Source organism: Saccharothrix variisporea (genome assembly GCF_003634995.1).
Lineage (GTDB): Bacteria > Actinomycetota > Actinomycetes > Mycobacteriales > Pseudonocardiaceae > Actinosynnema > Actinosynnema variisporeum.
Genome location: NZ_RBXR01000001.1, coordinates 5,315,475 through 5,330,781 on the forward strand (window position 1 = coordinate 5,315,475; position 15,307 = coordinate 5,330,781).

Annotated in this window: 13 protein-coding genes; 2 read left to right on the top strand and 11 right to left on the bottom strand. The window is 73.2% G+C overall.

Features of this window, described 5'->3' with window-relative positions:
* The 4 genes from DFJ66_RS42925 to DFJ66_RS23980 are packed head-to-tail and all read right to left on the bottom strand — an operon-like array spanning nt 1 to nt 4,313.
* A complete protein-coding gene (locus DFJ66_RS42925) occupies nt 1-921 on the bottom strand; it encodes a substrate-binding domain-containing protein (protein ID WP_170199620.1) in 921 nt (306 codons plus the stop codon).
* A gap of 14 nt (nt 922-935) precedes the next feature.
* Entirely contained in the window at nt 936-1,886 is a 951-nt protein-coding gene (locus DFJ66_RS42930; RefSeq protein ID WP_170199622.1) for an ABC transporter permease, read from the bottom strand.
* Nucleotides 1,883-3,319: a sugar ABC transporter ATP-binding protein gene (locus DFJ66_RS23975; RefSeq protein ID WP_121223978.1), complete on the bottom strand. Its 1,437-nt coding sequence runs from the start codon at nt 3,317-3,319 to the stop codon at nt 1,883-1,885. The genes DFJ66_RS42930 and DFJ66_RS23975 overlap by 4 nt, the downstream gene beginning before the upstream one ends.
* Nucleotides 3,309-4,313, bottom strand: a complete 1,005-nt coding sequence (locus DFJ66_RS23980) for a LacI family DNA-binding transcriptional regulator (protein ID WP_246029883.1) — start codon at nt 4,311-4,313, stop codon at nt 3,309-3,311. Before DFJ66_RS23980 ends, DFJ66_RS23975 begins: the two co-directional genes overlap by 11 nt.
* Nucleotides 4,314-5,154: 841 nt before the next feature.
* Here DFJ66_RS23980 and DFJ66_RS23985 point away from each other — a divergent pair.
* Both DFJ66_RS23985 and DFJ66_RS23990 read left to right on the top strand, forming a co-directional pair.
* A complete protein-coding gene (locus tag DFJ66_RS23985) occupies nt 5,155-6,903 on the top strand; it encodes a DUF2339 domain-containing protein (protein ID WP_211351296.1) in 1,749 nt (582 codons plus the stop codon).
* Between the two features lie 230 nt (nt 6,904-7,133).
* A complete protein-coding gene (locus DFJ66_RS23990) occupies nt 7,134-8,153 on the top strand; it encodes an outer membrane protein assembly factor BamB family protein (RefSeq protein ID WP_121223983.1) in 1,020 nt (339 codons plus the stop codon).
* Nucleotides 8,154-8,209: 56 nt separating this feature from the next.
* Here DFJ66_RS23990 and DFJ66_RS23995 read toward each other — a convergent pair whose 3' ends face one another.
* The 7 genes from DFJ66_RS23995 to macS are packed head-to-tail and all read right to left on the bottom strand — an operon-like array spanning nt 8,210 to nt 15,214.
* Nucleotides 8,210-9,079: a LysR family transcriptional regulator gene (locus tag DFJ66_RS23995; protein ID WP_121223985.1), complete on the bottom strand. Its 870-nt coding sequence runs from the start codon at nt 9,077-9,079 to the stop codon at nt 8,210-8,212.
* A 25-nt stretch (nt 9,080-9,104) separates the two neighbouring features.
* Entirely contained in the window at nt 9,105-10,289 is a 1,185-nt protein-coding gene (locus DFJ66_RS24000) for a glycine C-acetyltransferase (protein WP_121223987.1), read from the bottom strand.
* A complete protein-coding gene (tdh, locus tag DFJ66_RS24005; protein ID WP_121223990.1) occupies nt 10,289-11,323 on the bottom strand; it encodes an L-threonine 3-dehydrogenase in 1,035 nt (344 codons plus the stop codon). Before tdh ends, DFJ66_RS24000 begins: the two co-directional genes overlap by 1 nt.
* A gap of 36 nt (nt 11,324-11,359) precedes the next feature.
* Nucleotides 11,360-12,817: an SDR family oxidoreductase gene (locus DFJ66_RS24010; protein ID WP_121223993.1), complete on the bottom strand. Its 1,458-nt coding sequence runs from the start codon at nt 12,815-12,817 to the stop codon at nt 11,360-11,362.
* Between the two features lie 41 nt (nt 12,818-12,858).
* The gene (locus DFJ66_RS24015) at nt 12,859-13,428 is read right to left on the bottom strand and encodes a DUF1707 SHOCT-like domain-containing protein (protein WP_121223995.1); all 570 of its coding nucleotides are present in this window, start codon (nt 13,426-13,428) and stop codon (nt 12,859-12,861) included.
* Nucleotides 13,425-14,078 (bottom strand): response regulator, encoded by a 654-nt coding sequence (locus tag DFJ66_RS24020; RefSeq protein ID WP_121223998.1) that lies wholly within the window; start codon nt 14,076-14,078, stop codon nt 13,425-13,427. Before DFJ66_RS24020 ends, DFJ66_RS24015 begins: the two co-directional genes overlap by 4 nt.
* Complete coding sequence (macS, locus tag DFJ66_RS24025) at nt 14,075-15,214, bottom strand: MacS family sensor histidine kinase (RefSeq protein WP_121224000.1); 1,140 nt, start codon at nt 15,212-15,214, stop codon at nt 14,075-14,077. Before macS ends, DFJ66_RS24020 begins: the two co-directional genes overlap by 4 nt.
* Nucleotides 15,215-15,307 lie beyond the last annotated feature (93 nt).

The following is a 15,307-nucleotide window of genomic DNA, read 5'->3' on the forward strand; positions in this document are numbered from 1 at the left end:
TCACTTCTTGAACTCGGCGACGTTCTGCTTGGTCACGACCTTGACCTCGACGTCGACGACCTCCTGGACCGCCTCGCCGCGCGCCGCCTTGACCGCCTGCTCGACAGCCTTGCGCCCGAGCACGTCGGGCTGCTGCGCGATGGTCGCGGCCATTGTGCCGTCCTCGACCGCCTTCAGGCCGTCCGGCGTGCCGTCGAACCCGACCACGGCGACGTCCTTGCCGGCCCGGTCGCCCAGCGCCTTGATCGCGCCCAGCGCCATCTCGTCGTTGTCCGCGAAGACGCCCTTGATGCCCGGGTTGGCCTGGAGCAGGTTCGTCATCACGTCCAGGCCCTTGGCGCGGTTGAAGTCCGCGGGCTGGCTCGCCACGACCTTGATGCCGCCGGAGTTCAGGCCCTGCTCGAAGCCCTGGCCGCGGTCGCGGGCGGCCGACGCGCCGGGGATGCCCTGGAGGTGCACAACCTCGCCGCTGACCGCGCGGCCCAGCTCGATCGCCGCCAGGGTGCCGCCCTGGACGTTGTCGGAGGCGACCTCGGAGACGACCTTGCCCTGGTCCACCGAGCGGTCCACGGCCACCAGCGGGATGTTGGCGTTCTCGGCGGCCTTGGCGGCGGGCGCGGCCTGCTTGGAGTCGACCGGGTTGATGATGATCGCCTTGACGCCCTGGGTGGTGAACGTCTGCACCTGGTTGACCTGGTTGGTGGCGTCGTTCTGCGCGTCCACCACGGTCAGCTTCACGCCCAGCTCGGCGGCGGCCTTCTCGGCGCCTTCCTTCAGGGCCACGAAGTAGGGGTTGTCCAGGGTGGAGATCGCCAGGCCGACGGTGATCTCGCCACCGCCCCCTGCCGACGCCCCCGAACCGCACGCGGTCAGCGCCGCCAGGGCGACGGCCGACAGCGCGGCGACACCGCGGAACTTCATCTTCGTCATTCCTTTCATCGGGTACGGCGGCGAAGCGTGTCGAGCAGGACGGCCAGCGCGATCACCGCGCCGATCACCACCTGCTGCCAGAACGGGGACACCTGCAACTGGTTGAGGCCGTTGCGCAGCACGGCCAGCACGAGCGCGCCGACCAGCGTGCCGGTGGCGCGGCCGACGCCGCCGGACAGCGACGCGCCGCCGATCACCACGGCCGCGATCGCGTCCAGCTCGTAGCCCACGGCGGCCTGCGGGCCGGCGGAGGACAGGCGACCGGCGAGCAGCATGCCCGCGACGGCCGCGAACAGGCCGGACAGCGCGTAGACGACGAGCTTCTGCCGGCGCACGTCGATGCCGGACAGGCGCGCGGCCTCCTCGTTGCCGCCGATGGCGTACATCGCGCGGCCGGAGTACGTGCGGGACAGCACGAACCCGGTGATCCCGAAGAACACCAGCATCACCAGCAGCGGCACCGGCAGGTACGGGGTGAGGTTCGACCCGAGCGAGCTGACGACGTCGGGCGTGGCGGTCGGGCTGCCCTGCGACACCACCAGGGTCAGGCCGCGGGCGACGCTGAGCATGGCCAGCGTGGCGATGAACGCGGGCAGCTTCCCGTAGGACACCAGCGCGCCGTTGACCAGGCCCGCGACCACGCCGGTGGCCAGGCCCAGCAGCAGCGCGACCGGTCCGGGCAGGCCCGCCTCGGCCGACGACCAGGCGCCGACCATCGCCGACAGCGCCGCGACGCTGCCCACCGACAGGTCGATGCCGCCGGACACGATGACGAACGTCGACCCGAACGCGAGCACCGCGACCACGGCCGCCTGCACGCCCACGTTGAGCAGGTTCTGGGTGGTCAGGAAGGAGGGCGCGAGCAGCGACAACGCCACCACCAGCACCAGCAGGCCGGCGAGCGCGCCGTTGTCGGACAGCACCTTGAAGTTCTTGCGACTGGCCACCGTTGTCATGCCGGGAACTCCTGAACCGCCAACGCCATCACCTTGTCCTGGGTCGTGCCGGCGGGCAGTTCGCCCGCGACGCGGCCGTGCGCCATCACGACCACCCGGTCGCTCATCCCGATCACCTCGGGCAGGTCGGAGGACACCAGCACGACCGCGCGGCCGGCCGCGGTCATCCGGTTGACCAGCTCGTAGATCTCGACCTTCGCGCCGACGTCCACGCCGCGGGTCGGCTCGTCGAGCACCAGCACGCGCGGGTCGGCCAGCAGCCACTTGCCGATGACGACCTTCTGCTGGTTGCCGCCGGACAGCTCGCGCACCTGCTGCCCGAGGCCGGAGGTCTTGACCCGCAACGACTTCGCCATCTCGGCGGCCCGGTCCCGCTGTGCCGCGCGGTCGACCAGGCCGGCCCTGGTGGCCGACTTCATGGTGACCAGGCCGAGGTTGTCGCCGACTGTCGACGTGAGCACCAGGCCCTGGCCCTTGCGGTCCTCGGGGACCAGGCCGAGCCCGGCTCGCACCGCGGCCTGCACGTCGTGCGCGGGCAGCCTGCGCCCGGCGACCTCGACGGTCCCGGAGTCGTAGGGGTCGACGCCGAACGCCGCCCGCACCACCTCGGTCCGGCCCGCGCCGACCAGGCCCGCGACCCCGACGACCTCGCCCGCGCGGACGTGGAAGGAGACGTCGTGGAAGGCGCCGCGCCGGGTCAGGCCCTCGACCTTGAACAGCACCTCGCCGGGTTCGGTGCGGCGGCGCGGGTACTGCTCGTCGATGGTGCGGCCGACCATCAGCTCGATCATGTGCTCGACGGTGGCCGTGCCGGGGAGGGTGCCGACGCTGCGGCCGTCGCGCAGGACCGTGATCCGGTCGGCGACCCGGCGGATCTCGTCCAGGTGGTGGGTGATGAAGACCAGGCCGACGCCCTGCGCGCGCAGCTCGGACATGATGTCGAGCAGCCGGTCGGTCTCGGTGTCGGTGAGGACGGCGGTCGGCTCGTCCAGGACCAGGAGCTGGGCGTTCAGGCTCAGCGCGCGGGCGATCTCGACCATCTGCTGCTGCGCGATGCCGAGGTCCCTGACGGGTGTGGTCGGGTCGACGTCCAGGCCGACGCGTTCCAGGAGCGCCTTGGCGTCTTGTCGCATTCGCGCTTTGTCGACAATGCCGAAGCGGCGCGGCGGGCGGCCGAGGAACAGGTTCTCGGCGACCGACAGCTGCGGCACCAGGGTCAGCTCCTGGTGGATCACGGCCAGGCTGCCGTGGCGCTCGACGGTCCCCGTGTCCGGGTGGTGCACCCCGGCGAGCACCTTGACCAGCGTGGACTTGCCCGCGCCGTTCTCGCCGAGCAGGACGTGCACCTCGCCGGGGCGGACGTCGAAGTCCACGCCGTCCAGCGCGCGCACGCCGGTGAAGCTCTTGCCGATGTCCCGCGCCTCAAGCAGCACCGGTCGCCTCCCCGAGGGAACCCCGCACGACCAGGCGCGCGGTGAGCTGGACGTCCGCCGGCTGCTCGCCCGCGACCAGCGCCAGCAGGCTGCGGGCGGCGGCGTGACCCATCTCGACGGTGGGCTGGGCGATGACCGTGATCGGCGGGTCCAGCAGCGGGAACCACGGCTGGTCGTCGTACACGGCCAAGCCCACGTCGGCCGGCACGGTCAGGCCGCGGCGGCGGAGCTCCTCCAGCGCGCCCAGGCCCATCAGGTTGTCCATCGCGACCAGGGCGGTCGGGCGGTCCGGCGCGTCCAGCAGCTCGGCCGCGGCCCGCGCACCGCTCTCCCGGCGGAAGTCACCGTGCACGACCCGCAGCTGGAGCCCACCGCGCGCGAACTGCTCGAGGCGCTCGCGGCCGGTGCTGGTGTCGGGCGGCCCGGCGATCACGCCGACCGTCCGGTGACCGGCGGCCTTCAGCGCCTCGGCGAGGTCCGCGAGCGCTTGCGCGCCGTCCGCGCGGACCACCGGGCAGGACGCGTCCGGCACGGTCCGGTCCAGGAGGACGAGCGGAACGCCGCGCTCCTCGACCTCGGCGAGCCACGACGGGTCGTCGGTCGCCGGGCACACCAGCAGGCCGTCGACGCGGCGGTCGAGCAGCGTGCGGACGTAGGTCAGGAGTTGGTCGGCGGACTCGTCGGCGTTGGCGACGATCACGCAGTAGCCGTGCGCCCGCGCCTCCTCCTCGACCGCCCGGGCGATCTCGGCGAAGAACGGGTTGACGAGGTCGCTGATCACCAGGCCGAGGGTCTTGGTGGAGGTGGTGCGCAGGGAGCGGGCCAGCGCGTTCGGGCGGTAGCCGAGTTCTTCGACGGCGGCGAGGACGCGGGTGCGGGTCTCGGGCGTCGGGGCGGCGTGGCCGTTGAGGACGCGGGAGACGGTCGCGGTCGAGACCCCGGCGTGCTGCGCGACGTCCTTGATCGTGGTCACGCTCTGCACCTCCTCGGTCACGTGGTAACGATTACAGGGGGGAAGTTAATCGGTTACACGGGGGTCGCTGTCAAGTTTCACGATTCAGGGGTCGTGACCGGTTCGGTATGGCGGAGTGAGTAGAGGTACGGATCCGGATGCGCCGGATCGGCGCGACCCTGGTCACATGACTGGACAGGACCCCCTCATACGGCTGGCGGACGAACTCGGCCACCTCGGCCGCCGCTTGGAGGCGGTGGGCGCGGAACTCCGCAACACCACCCTCACCGCTTCCCCCACCGCCACGCCCACCGATGTCGTACCCCGGTGGGAAGATGGAGACGGGGGCCGGAGGCCACACCCGGCGCCTGCGGAGCAAGCGCCCACCGCACCGCGGACAACCGCCGAACCGCAGCCGCCCGCCGCAGCGCCCGCTCCTGCCACGCCCGCTCCTGCCACGCCCGCGCAAGCCGCGCCGGCTCCTGCCGCACCCGCCACACCCGCGCAAGGCGCGCAAGGCGCGCCCGCACCTGCCGCACCCACCGCGCCCGCACCCACCGCGCCCGCACCTGCCGCGCAAGCCGCGCCTGCGCAAGCCGCGCAGGCCGCGCCCGCTCCCGCCGCGCCCGCTCCCGCCGCGCCTGCTCCCGCCGCGCCCGCACCTGCCGCGCAAGCCGCGCCTGCGCAAGCCGCGCAGGCCGCGCCCGCTCCCGCCGCGCCCGCTCCCGCCGCGCCCGCCACACCCGCGCAGGCCGCGCCCGCTCCTGCCTCGCCCGCCGCGTCCATGCCCGCCGCAGCTGCGCCTGCCCCGCCCGCAGGGCCTGCTCCCGCCGCGGCCCCGCGCTGGGAGGGCTGGAGCGCGTCCGGCGAACCGCTCCCGCAGGTGCCCGCGCAGGGATCCGCCGCCTCGCACGCACCGGAATTCGCCGCATCGCACGCACCCGATTTCGCCGCCTGGCCCGCGCCGGGGTTCGCCGCCTCGCCCGCCCACATGTCCGCCGCCTCGCCCGCGCCGTGGCCCGGCGAGTCGGTGCCGTGGGGTGGGCAGCCGCAGCAGCCGCCGCAGCAGCAACCTCAGCCGCCCGTGCCGCCGCGGCCCTCGCTCTTCGACCGGCTCAGCCAGCCCGGTGCCGGTAGCAAGCTGCTCGCCTGGGTCGGCGGCGCGGTGACGTTGCTCGGTGTCGTCCTGCTCCTCGTCCTCGCCGTCCAGCGCGGCTACCTCGGCCCCGTCCCGCGCGTGGTCGGCGGCGCACTCCTCGGTGCCGTCCTGGTCGCGATCGCCCTCCGCCTCCACCGCAGCGAAACCTCCCGCACGGGCGCGTTCGCCGTCGCCGCTACCGGGTTCGCGGTCCTCTACCTGGATGTCGTCGCCGCCACCTCCATCTACGCCTACCTCCCCGAGGGCGGCGGTCTGGCCGCCGGGCTCCTCATCGCCGCCGGTGGTCTGCTGCTCGCGATGCGGTGGGATTCGGCGCTGTTCGCCGCCGGGGTGGTGGGCGCGTGTGCCGTGTGCGCGCCGGTGCTGACCGAAGGCTTCACGCCGTTGCTGGTCGGCTTCCTGCTGGTCCTGAAGATCGCCGCCGCTCCAGTGCACCTGCGCAAGGACTGGCCGTCGCTGGCCGTCACCGCGGGCGTCCCGCCCCTCCTGGCGACGGTGCTGGTCATGGGCCACACCCGGGACGCCCGCACGCTCGCCGGTCTCGCCCTGCTCGCCGCGTTGGTCGGCGTGGCCGCCGCGGTCGTCACGGTCCGGGTCCGGCCGGACGACGTCACCGCGCTCGGTCTCGCCGTCGGCTCGCCGCTGCCCGCCCTGCTGACGACGGTCGTCCTGGACAAGTCGTGGGGTGCCGGGCTCGCGGGCGTGATCGCGCTGGTCGTGCTCGGGTTGTGGGTGGTCGGGCGGCGGTCGCTGCCCTCCGCGTTCACCGCCGGGGTCGGCGCGGTCGGGGTGCTGGCGTTGTTCGTGTCCACGGCGCTGGCCCTGGACGGCAGTGCTCGCGCGGGTGTCGTGCTCGGTGAGGCGCTGGTGCTGGCGGTGTTGGCCGACCGGCTGCGGTCGCGCGGGTCGCTGCTGGGCTCGGCGATCTTCGCCGGCATCGGTCTGGTGATGACGCTCGCCGCCGCCGTGCCGCCGGCCCTGTTGCTGGAGCCGCCACACGCGGCGACCGCGCCGGGTGACCTGGTGACCGGGCTGCTCGCGGCCTTGGTGCTGGCGCTGACCGCGATCGCCCTGCCCCGTGCGGCGGTCCGGCTCGCGGTCCTGGACCGGCACCCGCTGCCGTGGGTGGTCGTCGGGCTGGTCGTGCTCTACGCGACGGCCGGGGTCGTGCTGTGCTCGGCCCTGCTCGTGTCGCCGACCGAGGCCGGGTTCCTGTTCGGCCACTCCGTCGTCACGGTCTCCTGGACGCTGGCCGCCCTCGTGCTGCTCGTGCGGGGCATCGACGTGCGGTCGCTGCGGGTCGCCGGGCTGGTCCTCGTCGGCTCGGCGGTGGCCAAGCTGCTGCTGTTCGACCTGGCCGCGCTGGACGGCGTCGCCCGCGTCCTTGCGTTCATCGGCGCAGGGCTGGTGCTCCTGACGGCGGGCACGCGCTACGCCAAGTTGGTGGCGGCGAGACGAATTTCCGCGAATTAGGTCGGGTCGGGATCCAAAACGCGGCGCGGTGCGTCAACCTGGTGTAGTTCTACGTCGTCGGGGAACGACCACCGGTGCCCAGCACCGGCAGGGGTCCGGCGTCGGTCGTTTCGCCCCCCGAGCGACCGGCGCCGGGCACACCCCCGCGAGATCACTCGCTCCGGCGAAGAAATCACTCGTCGGTAGGACTGGAGTGGATCGGCGCGGCCGGCAGGTGCTCCCATTCGCGCATGGTCCGACGACGAGCCGCCCTGGTCTGCGCGGCGCTGCTCGTCGGCACCGCCGTCGTCCCGGCCTTCGGCGACCCGCCGCAGCCGACCGTGCTCACCGCCGGCACCCGGGCCCCGCTGGCCTACGTCGTCGCCCGGCAGGGCCAGGTCGAGGTGCTGGACTCCGTCGACGGCCACATCCGCGTCGAGGCCGACACCGGCGCGTGGACCACCGGCGCCGCGGTCGCCCCGGATGGCAGCCGGGTCTACGTCGTCAACGGCTACGCGGGCACCATCACGGCCGTCGACGCGGTGGTCGGCGAGGTCACCGGCCGCATCAACACCGGCGTGCAGCTGGCCCGCGCCGCGCTGCACCCCAACGGCGAGCGCCTCTACGTCACCGGCAGCGACGTCGTGGCCGTGGTGGACACGCGGGAGTTCCACCTGGTCGCCGCCGTCCGCGTGGGGCGGCAGCCGCAGGGCATCGCGGTCACGCCCAACGGTGACCTGGTGTTCGTCGCCAACTCCCAGGACGGCACGGTGACCGTCGTGGACACCAAGTCGTCGTCCCCGGTGGCCACGGTCGCCGTCGGCGGGCTGCCGCAGAACGTCGCCGTCAGCCCGGACGGGAGCGCGGTCTACGTCAGCTCGCTGGAGGTGTCCGACCGCACCGGCACGGTGAGCCTGATCGACCCGCAGACCCACCGGGTCCGCTGGAAGCAGAAGGTCGGCCGGGGCGCGGGCAGCGTCGCCGTCACCCCGGACGGCGAGCACGTGTACGTGGCGCTGGACGGCGAGGTCGCCGTGCTGGACACCACCACCTACCAGGTCACCCGCATCCGCCACGACGCGCGCAGCCTCGCCATCCCGCCCGGCGACCGCCGCGTGTTCCTGGCCTGCGGCAAGACCACCACCGTGCTGGACAGCGCGGACAACTCGGTGCTGACCACGTTCCACCACAGCGCCCTGGACAGCACCCCGCTGCACGACAACGGCCGCGGCTTCGACGCCACGACGGTCGCCTTCGCCGCCCACCGCTGAGGCCCGCCCACCGCTGAGGCCGCCAGCCCGCCGCCGGCCGTGCACGTCCCCGGCCTCTAGCCACGCGACGGAGTCGCGCAATCCAACACCGCCCTGATCAGCGGGTGGTCCTCGCTGCCCTTGCGGACCGCCGCGAAGACCCGGCGCAGCGGCGCGGTGCCGGTGACCGGGACACCGCGCAGCGCGTGCCGCGGTACCAGCGCCACGCCCGCGCCCGCCCGCACCAGGGCCCCGACGGCGCTGAAGTCGTCGGACGTGTGCACGATCCGCGGCGCGAACCCGGCGTCGCCGCAGGCCAGCTCCACCACGTCCCGGACCGGGTTGCCGGGCAGCGTCGCCACCCAGTCGTCCTCCGCGAGGTCCCGCAGGTCCACCTCCGCCCGCCCGGCCAACCGGTGGTCGGCGGGCAGGACGACGTCGAACGGCTCGGTGTAGAGCGGGAACCGGGTCAGCCGGCCGTCGTCGCGGCGCGGCCGGTACTCCTCGGTGATCGCCAGGTCGATCTCGCCGTCCAGCAGCAGCGGCACGCTCGCGTGCCCCTCCACGTCCCGCACCCGCACCACCACCCCCGGCGCGGACACCCGCAGCCGCGCCAGCGCCGGCGCCACGACCTGCGTGATCGCCGACGCGAAGCTGCCCACCTCGACCCGACCGGCCGTACCCGACGCCAGACCCGCCAACGTCGCCTGCGCGCGCTCCAACTCGGCCGCCACGGCGTTCGCGTGGCGCACCAGCAGCTCACCGGCCGACGTCAGCGACACCCGCCGCCCCCGCCGGCGCAGCAGCTCCTGCCCGACCTCGGACTCCAGGGCGGCGAGCTGCTGCGACACGGCGGACGGCGTCAGGTGCAGCGCCTGCGCCGCCGCCGTCACGGTGCCGTGGTCGGCCAGCGCGCGCAGCACGCGCAGCCTTCGGGGGTCGATCACCGGGCCATTGTCAGCCCCTCACGGGTCAGCCGCGCATCGCCTCGCGGGCGGCGATGAAGGCGTCCACCGCCCGGTTCACGTCGTCGGTCGAGTGCGCCGCGGACATCTGGGTGCGGATGCGGGCCTTGCCGTGCGGCACCACCGGGTAGGAGAAGCCGATCACGTAGATGCCCTGCTCGAGCAGCAGGTCCGCCATCCGGGACGCCTCCGCGGCGTCGCCGATCATCACCGGGATGATCGGGTGCTCGCCGGGCAGCAGGTCGAAGCCCGCCTCGGTCATCCGGGACCGGAACAACGCGGTGTTCGCGCGCAGCCGCTCCAGCAGTTCGCCGGACGAGCTGAGCAGGTCCAGCGCGGCGATCGCGGCGGCGGTGATGGACGGGGCCAGGGAGTTGGAGAACAGGTACGGCCGGGACCGCTGCCGCAGCATCTCCACGATCTCCGCGCGCCCGGACGTGTAGCCGCCGCTCGCGCCGCCCAGCGCCTTGCCGAGCGTGCCGGTGACGATGTCCACCCGGTCCTGCACACCGAACAGCTCCGGCGTGCCGCGCCCGGTCGGGCCGGTGAACCCGACGGCGTGCGAGTCGTCGACCATGACCAGGGCGTCGTACCGGTCGGCCAGGTCGCAGATCTCGTCCAGCTGCGCCAGGTAGCCGTCCATGGAGAACACGCCGTCGGTGGCGATGAGCCGGTAGCGGGCGTCGGCGGAGTCCTTGAGCTGCCGCTCCAGGTCGTCCATGTCGCGGTTCTTGTAGCGGTAGCGGCGGGCCTTGGACAGGCGCACGCCGTCGATGATCGAGGCGTGGTTGAGCTCGTCGGAGATGATCGCGTCCTCCGCGCCGAGCAGCGTCTCGAACAGGCCGCCGTTGGCGTCGAAGCACGAACTGTAGAGGATGGTGTCCTCGGTGCCGAGGAACTCCGACAGCCGCTTCTCCAGCTCCTTGTGCGGCTCCTGGGTGCCGCAGATGAACCGCACGGAAGCCATGCCGAAGCCCCACCGGTCCAGCGCGTCCTTGGCGGCCTGCACCAGCTTCGGGTGGTCGGCCAGGCCCAGGTAGTTGTTGGCGCAGAAGTTGAGCACCTCGTCGCCCGCGCCCACCCGGACGGCGGCGTTCTGCGGTGTCCCGATCACCCGTTCCGCCTTGTACAGGCCCGCCGCGCGGATCTCGTCGAGGCCGGAACGCAGGTCGTCGCGCATCGCGCCGTACATCAGTGGGCTCCCGTCCAGTCGAGGATGACCTTGCCGCACTTGCCCTCGCGGGCGGTGGCGAAGGCCTCGGCGTGCTCGGTGTAGTCGAACCGGTGGGTGATCACCGGGGTGAGGTCGAGGCCGCGCTGGAGCAGCACGGACATCGAGTACCAGGTCTCGAACATCTCGCGGCCGTAGATGCCCTTGATGTGCAGCATCTTCAGCACGACGCTGCTCCAGTCCACCGGGAACTCCTCGGCGGGCAGGCCGAGCATCGCGATCCGGCCGCCGTGGGCCATGTTGCCGATCATGTCCTGGAGGGCGACGGGCTTGCCGGACATCTCCATGCCGACGTCGAAGCCCTCGGTCATGCCCAGTGCGGCCTGGGCGTCGGCGATGGACCGCCGGGTCACGTCCAGCGCCAGGTCCACGCCGACCTTGCGGGCGATGTCCAGCCGGTGCTCGCTGACGTCGGTGATGACGACGTTGCGCGCGCCCGCGTGCTTGGCGACCGCCGCCGCCATGATCCCGATCGGGCCGGCGCCGGTGATCAGCACGTCCTCGCCGATGACCGGGAAGGACAGCGCGGTGTGCACGGCGTTGCCGAACGGGTCGAAGATCGCCGCCACGTCCAGGTCGACGGGGGTGCGGTGGACCCACGCGTTCTGCTCGGGCAGCACCACGTACTGGGCGAAGGCGCCATCGCTGTGCACGCCGAGGCCGCGGGTGTGGGCGCACAGGTGGCGGCGGCCGGCCTTGCAGTTGCGGCACGTGCCGCACACCAGGTGACCCTCGCCGCTGACCACGTCGCCGACCTTGACGCCGGTCACGGCCGGTCCGGTCTCGACGACCTCGCCGACGAACTCGTGGCCGAGGACCAGGGGCGCCTGGATGTTGTGGGCGGCCCACTCGTCCCAGGAGTCGATGTGCAGGTCGGTGCCGCAGATGCCGGTGCGCAGCACGCGGACGACCACGTCGTTCGAGCCGGGCGTCGGGTCGGGGACGTCGACCAGTGACAGTCCCGGCCCGGCGGTCGCCTTGACCAGTGCCTTCATGCCGGCAGTGTGCTCCCGTCCCGCTTGTGCAGTCCATCAGGACTTTCTGAACTCGCTTGTAAGCTCCGCTTCACTGGTGATGTTGTGCGCCATGCCGCCGAACACCAGCCCGTGGAACGGCCACACCAGCCACCAGTAGAGGTGCCCGGCGAGGCCGCGCGGCACGAACACCGCGCGCTGGCGGTAAGTGGACCCGCCCCCGTCCGCCGCCGCCACCCGGAGCTCCAGCCACGCCAGCCCCGGCACCCGCATCTCCGCCCGCAACCGCAGCAGCCGCCCCCGTTCGACCTCCTCGACCCGCCACCAGTCCAGCGCCTCACCCACGTGCACCCGCTCCGGGTCCCGCCGGCCGCGCCGCAACCCGACCCCGCCGACCAGCCGGTCCAGCCACCCGCGCACGGCCCAGGCCAGCGGGAACGAGTACCAGCCGTGCTCGCCGCCGATGCCCTCCACCACCGCCCAGAGCCGTTCCGGGGAGGCTTTCGTGCGCTGCTCGCGGACGTCCACGTAGGAGGAGCCGCCCGACCAGTCCGGGTCGCTGGGCAGCGGGTCCGAAGGTGCACCCGGGGTGGCCGCGCCGGACCAGCGGGTCTCCACCTCGCCGTCCCGGATGCGGTTGAGCGCGAGCCGCACGGCCTGGTCGTACCCGGTGGTCGGGCCGGGGATGAGCGCCTCGACGTCGTGCTCCCGGCACACGACCTCGTGCACCAGCGACTCGATCAGCGGTGCGGCGATCGAGCGCGGGACGGGCGTCACCAGGTTCACCCAGTGGGCGGACAGCTTCGGGGTCAGGAACGGCACCGGCAGCACCCGCCGCCGGCGCAATCCGGCGACCCGCGCGTACCGCAGCATCATGTCCAGGTAGGTGAGGACGTCCGGGCCGCCGATGTCGAACGTCCGGTTGATGCCCTCGGGCAGGTCGGCGCACGCGACCAGGTAGCGCAGGACGTCCCGCACGGCGATCGGCTGCACGCGGTTGTGCACCCAGCGGGGCGTCACCATCACCGGCAGGCGCTCGGTGAGGTAGCGCAACATCTCGAAGCTCGCCGACCCGGACCCGATCACGACGGCGGCCTGGAGCACCACGGCGGGCACCCCCGACCGCAGGAACACCTCACCCACCTCGGTGCGGGAGGCCAGGTGCGGCGAGAGGTCGGGGTGCGGCGGGTGCAGCCCACCGAGGTAGACGATCCGCCGCACCCCCGCGGCCTCCGCGGCCCGCGCGGTGTTCTCGGCGGCCCGGCGGTCGGCGTCGGTGAAGTCCGGGTCGTGCAGCGAGTGGACCAGGTAGTAGAGGACGTCGACACCCTCGACGGCCTCCCCGAGGTCCCGCAGCACGTCCCCGCGCACCACCTCGACCCGATCCACCCACGGCACGTCCCGCACCTTGCCGGGGTCCCGCACGAGGCACCGGACCTCGTGCCCCTGGTCGAGCAACCGCGGCACGAGCCGCCCACCGAGGTACCCGGTCGCACCGGTGACCAGACAACGCATACCCCGATCCTGGGCGGCCCGGCCCGGACCCGCACGACGGGTCAGGCGTTGCGCAGCCAGTTCTTCTTGCGCTTGACCTCCACCGAGCCCGCCGTCACGTGGCCGCGCAGCACGAAGTGGGGGCGGCCGCCGACGCCGCCGACCTTGTCCTTCAGCGACGACGCCGCCAGGTCCACCGCGTCCGTGTTCACCGTCGCGCCCTCCGGCACGACCAGCTTCACCGACCCGGCCAGCACGTCCAGCTCCACGTCCACCACGGCGTGCGGGATGGACGCCTCCCGGAAGTCCAGCTCGGTCGTCCCCATCCGGTTGCGCACCAGGACGGTCCGGGGCACGGTCCACGAGCCCTTGCGGCGGAGGTTGGACATGGTCGACTTGAGGGTCAGCGGTTCGACGGTCGCCGCCGCCCGGACCTGGTCGGGGTGCACGACGCCGGGCAGGTCCATCAGCACCGTGTTGAGCTGCTCGCGGGTCTTGGCGGCCAGGGCCGTGTCGGCCCGTTCGGTGAACTCGTCCAGGTCGATCAGGCCGCGCCCGATCGCCTTCTGCAGGACGCCCACCACGTGTTCCCTCTCGGCGTCGGACACCCGCCACTGCCTCGGATCGGTCATGTCCCCTCCGGCTCGACGTCCAGGCCGTGCTCTATGGCGTACCGGGCCAGCTCGACCCGGTTGTGCAGCTGCAGCTTGCGCAGCGTCGACTGCACGTGGTTCTCCACGGTGCGGTGCGAGATGACCAGGCGGTTGGCGATCTGGCGGGCGGTCAGGCCCTTCGCCACCAGCCTCAGCACCTCGGTCTCGCGGTCGGTGAGCTGCGGTTTGTCCTCGTCCGGGGTCGCGGCCATGCGGCGGTACTCGCCCAGCACCAGGCCCGCCAGGCCGGCGGTGAACACGGCGTCGCCGGCGGCGGTGCGGTTGACCGCCTCCACCAGCTCCTCCGCGGACGCCGACTTCACCAGGTAGCCCGACGCACCGGCCTTCACCGCCTCCAGCACGTCGTCGTGCTCGCCGCTGGCCGACAGCACCAGCACCCTGGTCCCGGTCAGCGACCCGGTGATCACCGTCGTCGCCTCGACCCCGGTCGACTCGCCCAGGTTGAGGTCCATCAGCACCACGTCGGGCCGCACGGCGCGCGCGATGCGCACCGCCGAGGCCGCGTCGCCCGCGGTGGCGACCACGTCGAACCCGCGTTCGGCGAGGTCGCGCGCGACCCCGTCCCGCCAGATCGGGTGGTCGTCGACCACCATCACGGACACGCTCATCGGTAGACCCGCACCTCCCACTCAGTGCCCTCCCCCGGGCCGGTCTGCAGCTCCAGCGTCCCACGCAGCGCCTCGACCCGGCCGCGGATGGACTTGGCGACCCCCAGCCGGCCCTCCGCCTCGGCCGACGCCAGCCGCCCCTCGGGGATGCCGGGACCGTCGTCGCGGACGCTGAGCACCACCTCGTCGCCCAGGTCCTCCAGCAGCACCCACGCCTTCGCGCCGGGCGCGTGCTTGTCCACGTTGGACAGCGCCTCGCGCACCACGGCGGTCAGCTCGGACGCCGTCGCGGCGGGCAGCATGACCTGGGTGGCCGGAGTGGACACCTGCACGCGCGGCGTCGCCAGCAGCTGCAGCCCCGGCCGCAGGTCCGCGTCGCCATCCACAGTGGACTCGGTGGGGGCGGCGGCCACCAGGGACCGCAGCGCGATCTCCTGCTCGCCGGCCAGCTCGGCCAGTTCCGCCGCCTCGCCGCCCAGTTCCAGGCCGCGTTTGCGCACCCGTGCCAGCACCTGCAGGACACCGTCGTGAATGGACCGTGCGAGACGCTCGCGTTCCGCGGTGGCCGCCTCGGTGCGCAACGCCTGCTCCAGGCGGACGGCCGACTTGCGCGCGGTCGTGGACGCCATGCCGACGACCAGCCCCGCGCCGGACAGCAGCACGACGTCCCGCACCAGGTCCACGCTCAGCACGCCCCGGCTCAGGTAGGTGAACAGGCCGACGACCAGGCCACCCAGCGCCCCCGCGACCGAACCGCCCAGCGCGCCCGCCGCGACCGGCGGCCCGGACGCCCAGATGGTGGTGATCAGCGGGACGTTCGACAGGAACTGGAAATCGGTCATGATCAGCGGCGACAGGGACATCAACGCGCACGCCAGCCCCAGGTCGGCGGACACCAGCCACGGCCGCCGGCCGCCCTCGCGGCTGTAGGCGACGCTGGTGAACACCGTCCAGGCGGCCATCACGGCGATCACGGTCCAGGCCAGCCACGGCCGCTCGTAGGTGTTGTGGTGGACCACGGCGTTGCCCACAGCGAACAGGAACGTCACGATCCGTAGTGCGACGGTTCCCCGCCAGAGGTGCGCGACCGGGTCCCCGGTCACCGATGGACCCGTTCGGCCCGGCTCTGTGTGCACGGTGTGCTCCCTTCACCGGAGATTTTGCCGTGTCGGAGTGGCGCAGCTAACCCCCAGGTGGCCGTCTGTTCCGCGGCCGGCGGGTGTGGAAGG

Excerpts from the sequence above, each read along its gene's own strand:
- DFJ66_RS42925 (WP_170199620.1), bottom strand. The coding sequence starts at position 921 with ATGAAGTTCCGCGGTGTCGCCGCGCTGTCGGCCGTCGCCCTGGCGGCG.
- DFJ66_RS42930 (WP_170199622.1), bottom strand. The coding sequence starts at position 1,886 with ATGACAACGGTGGCCAGTCGCAAGAACTTCAAGGTGCTGTCCGACAAC.
- DFJ66_RS23990 (WP_121223983.1), top strand. The coding sequence starts at position 7,134 with ATGGTCCGACGACGAGCCGCCCTGGTCTGCGCGGCGCTGCTCGTCGGC.
- DFJ66_RS24000 (WP_121223987.1), bottom strand. The coding sequence starts at position 10,289 with ATGTACGGCGCGATGCGCGACGACCTGCGTTCCGGCCTCGACGAGATC.
- tdh (WP_121223990.1), bottom strand. The coding sequence starts at position 11,323 with ATGAAGGCACTGGTCAAGGCGACCGCCGGGCCGGGACTGTCACTGGTC.
- DFJ66_RS24010 (WP_121223993.1), bottom strand. The coding sequence starts at position 12,817 with ATGCGTTGTCTGGTCACCGGTGCGACCGGGTACCTCGGTGGGCGGCTC.
- DFJ66_RS24015 (WP_121223995.1), bottom strand. The coding sequence starts at position 13,428 with ATGACCGATCCGAGGCAGTGGCGGGTGTCCGACGCCGAGAGGGAACAC.
- DFJ66_RS24020 (WP_121223998.1), bottom strand. The coding sequence starts at position 14,078 with ATGAGCGTGTCCGTGATGGTGGTCGACGACCACCCGATCTGGCGGGAC.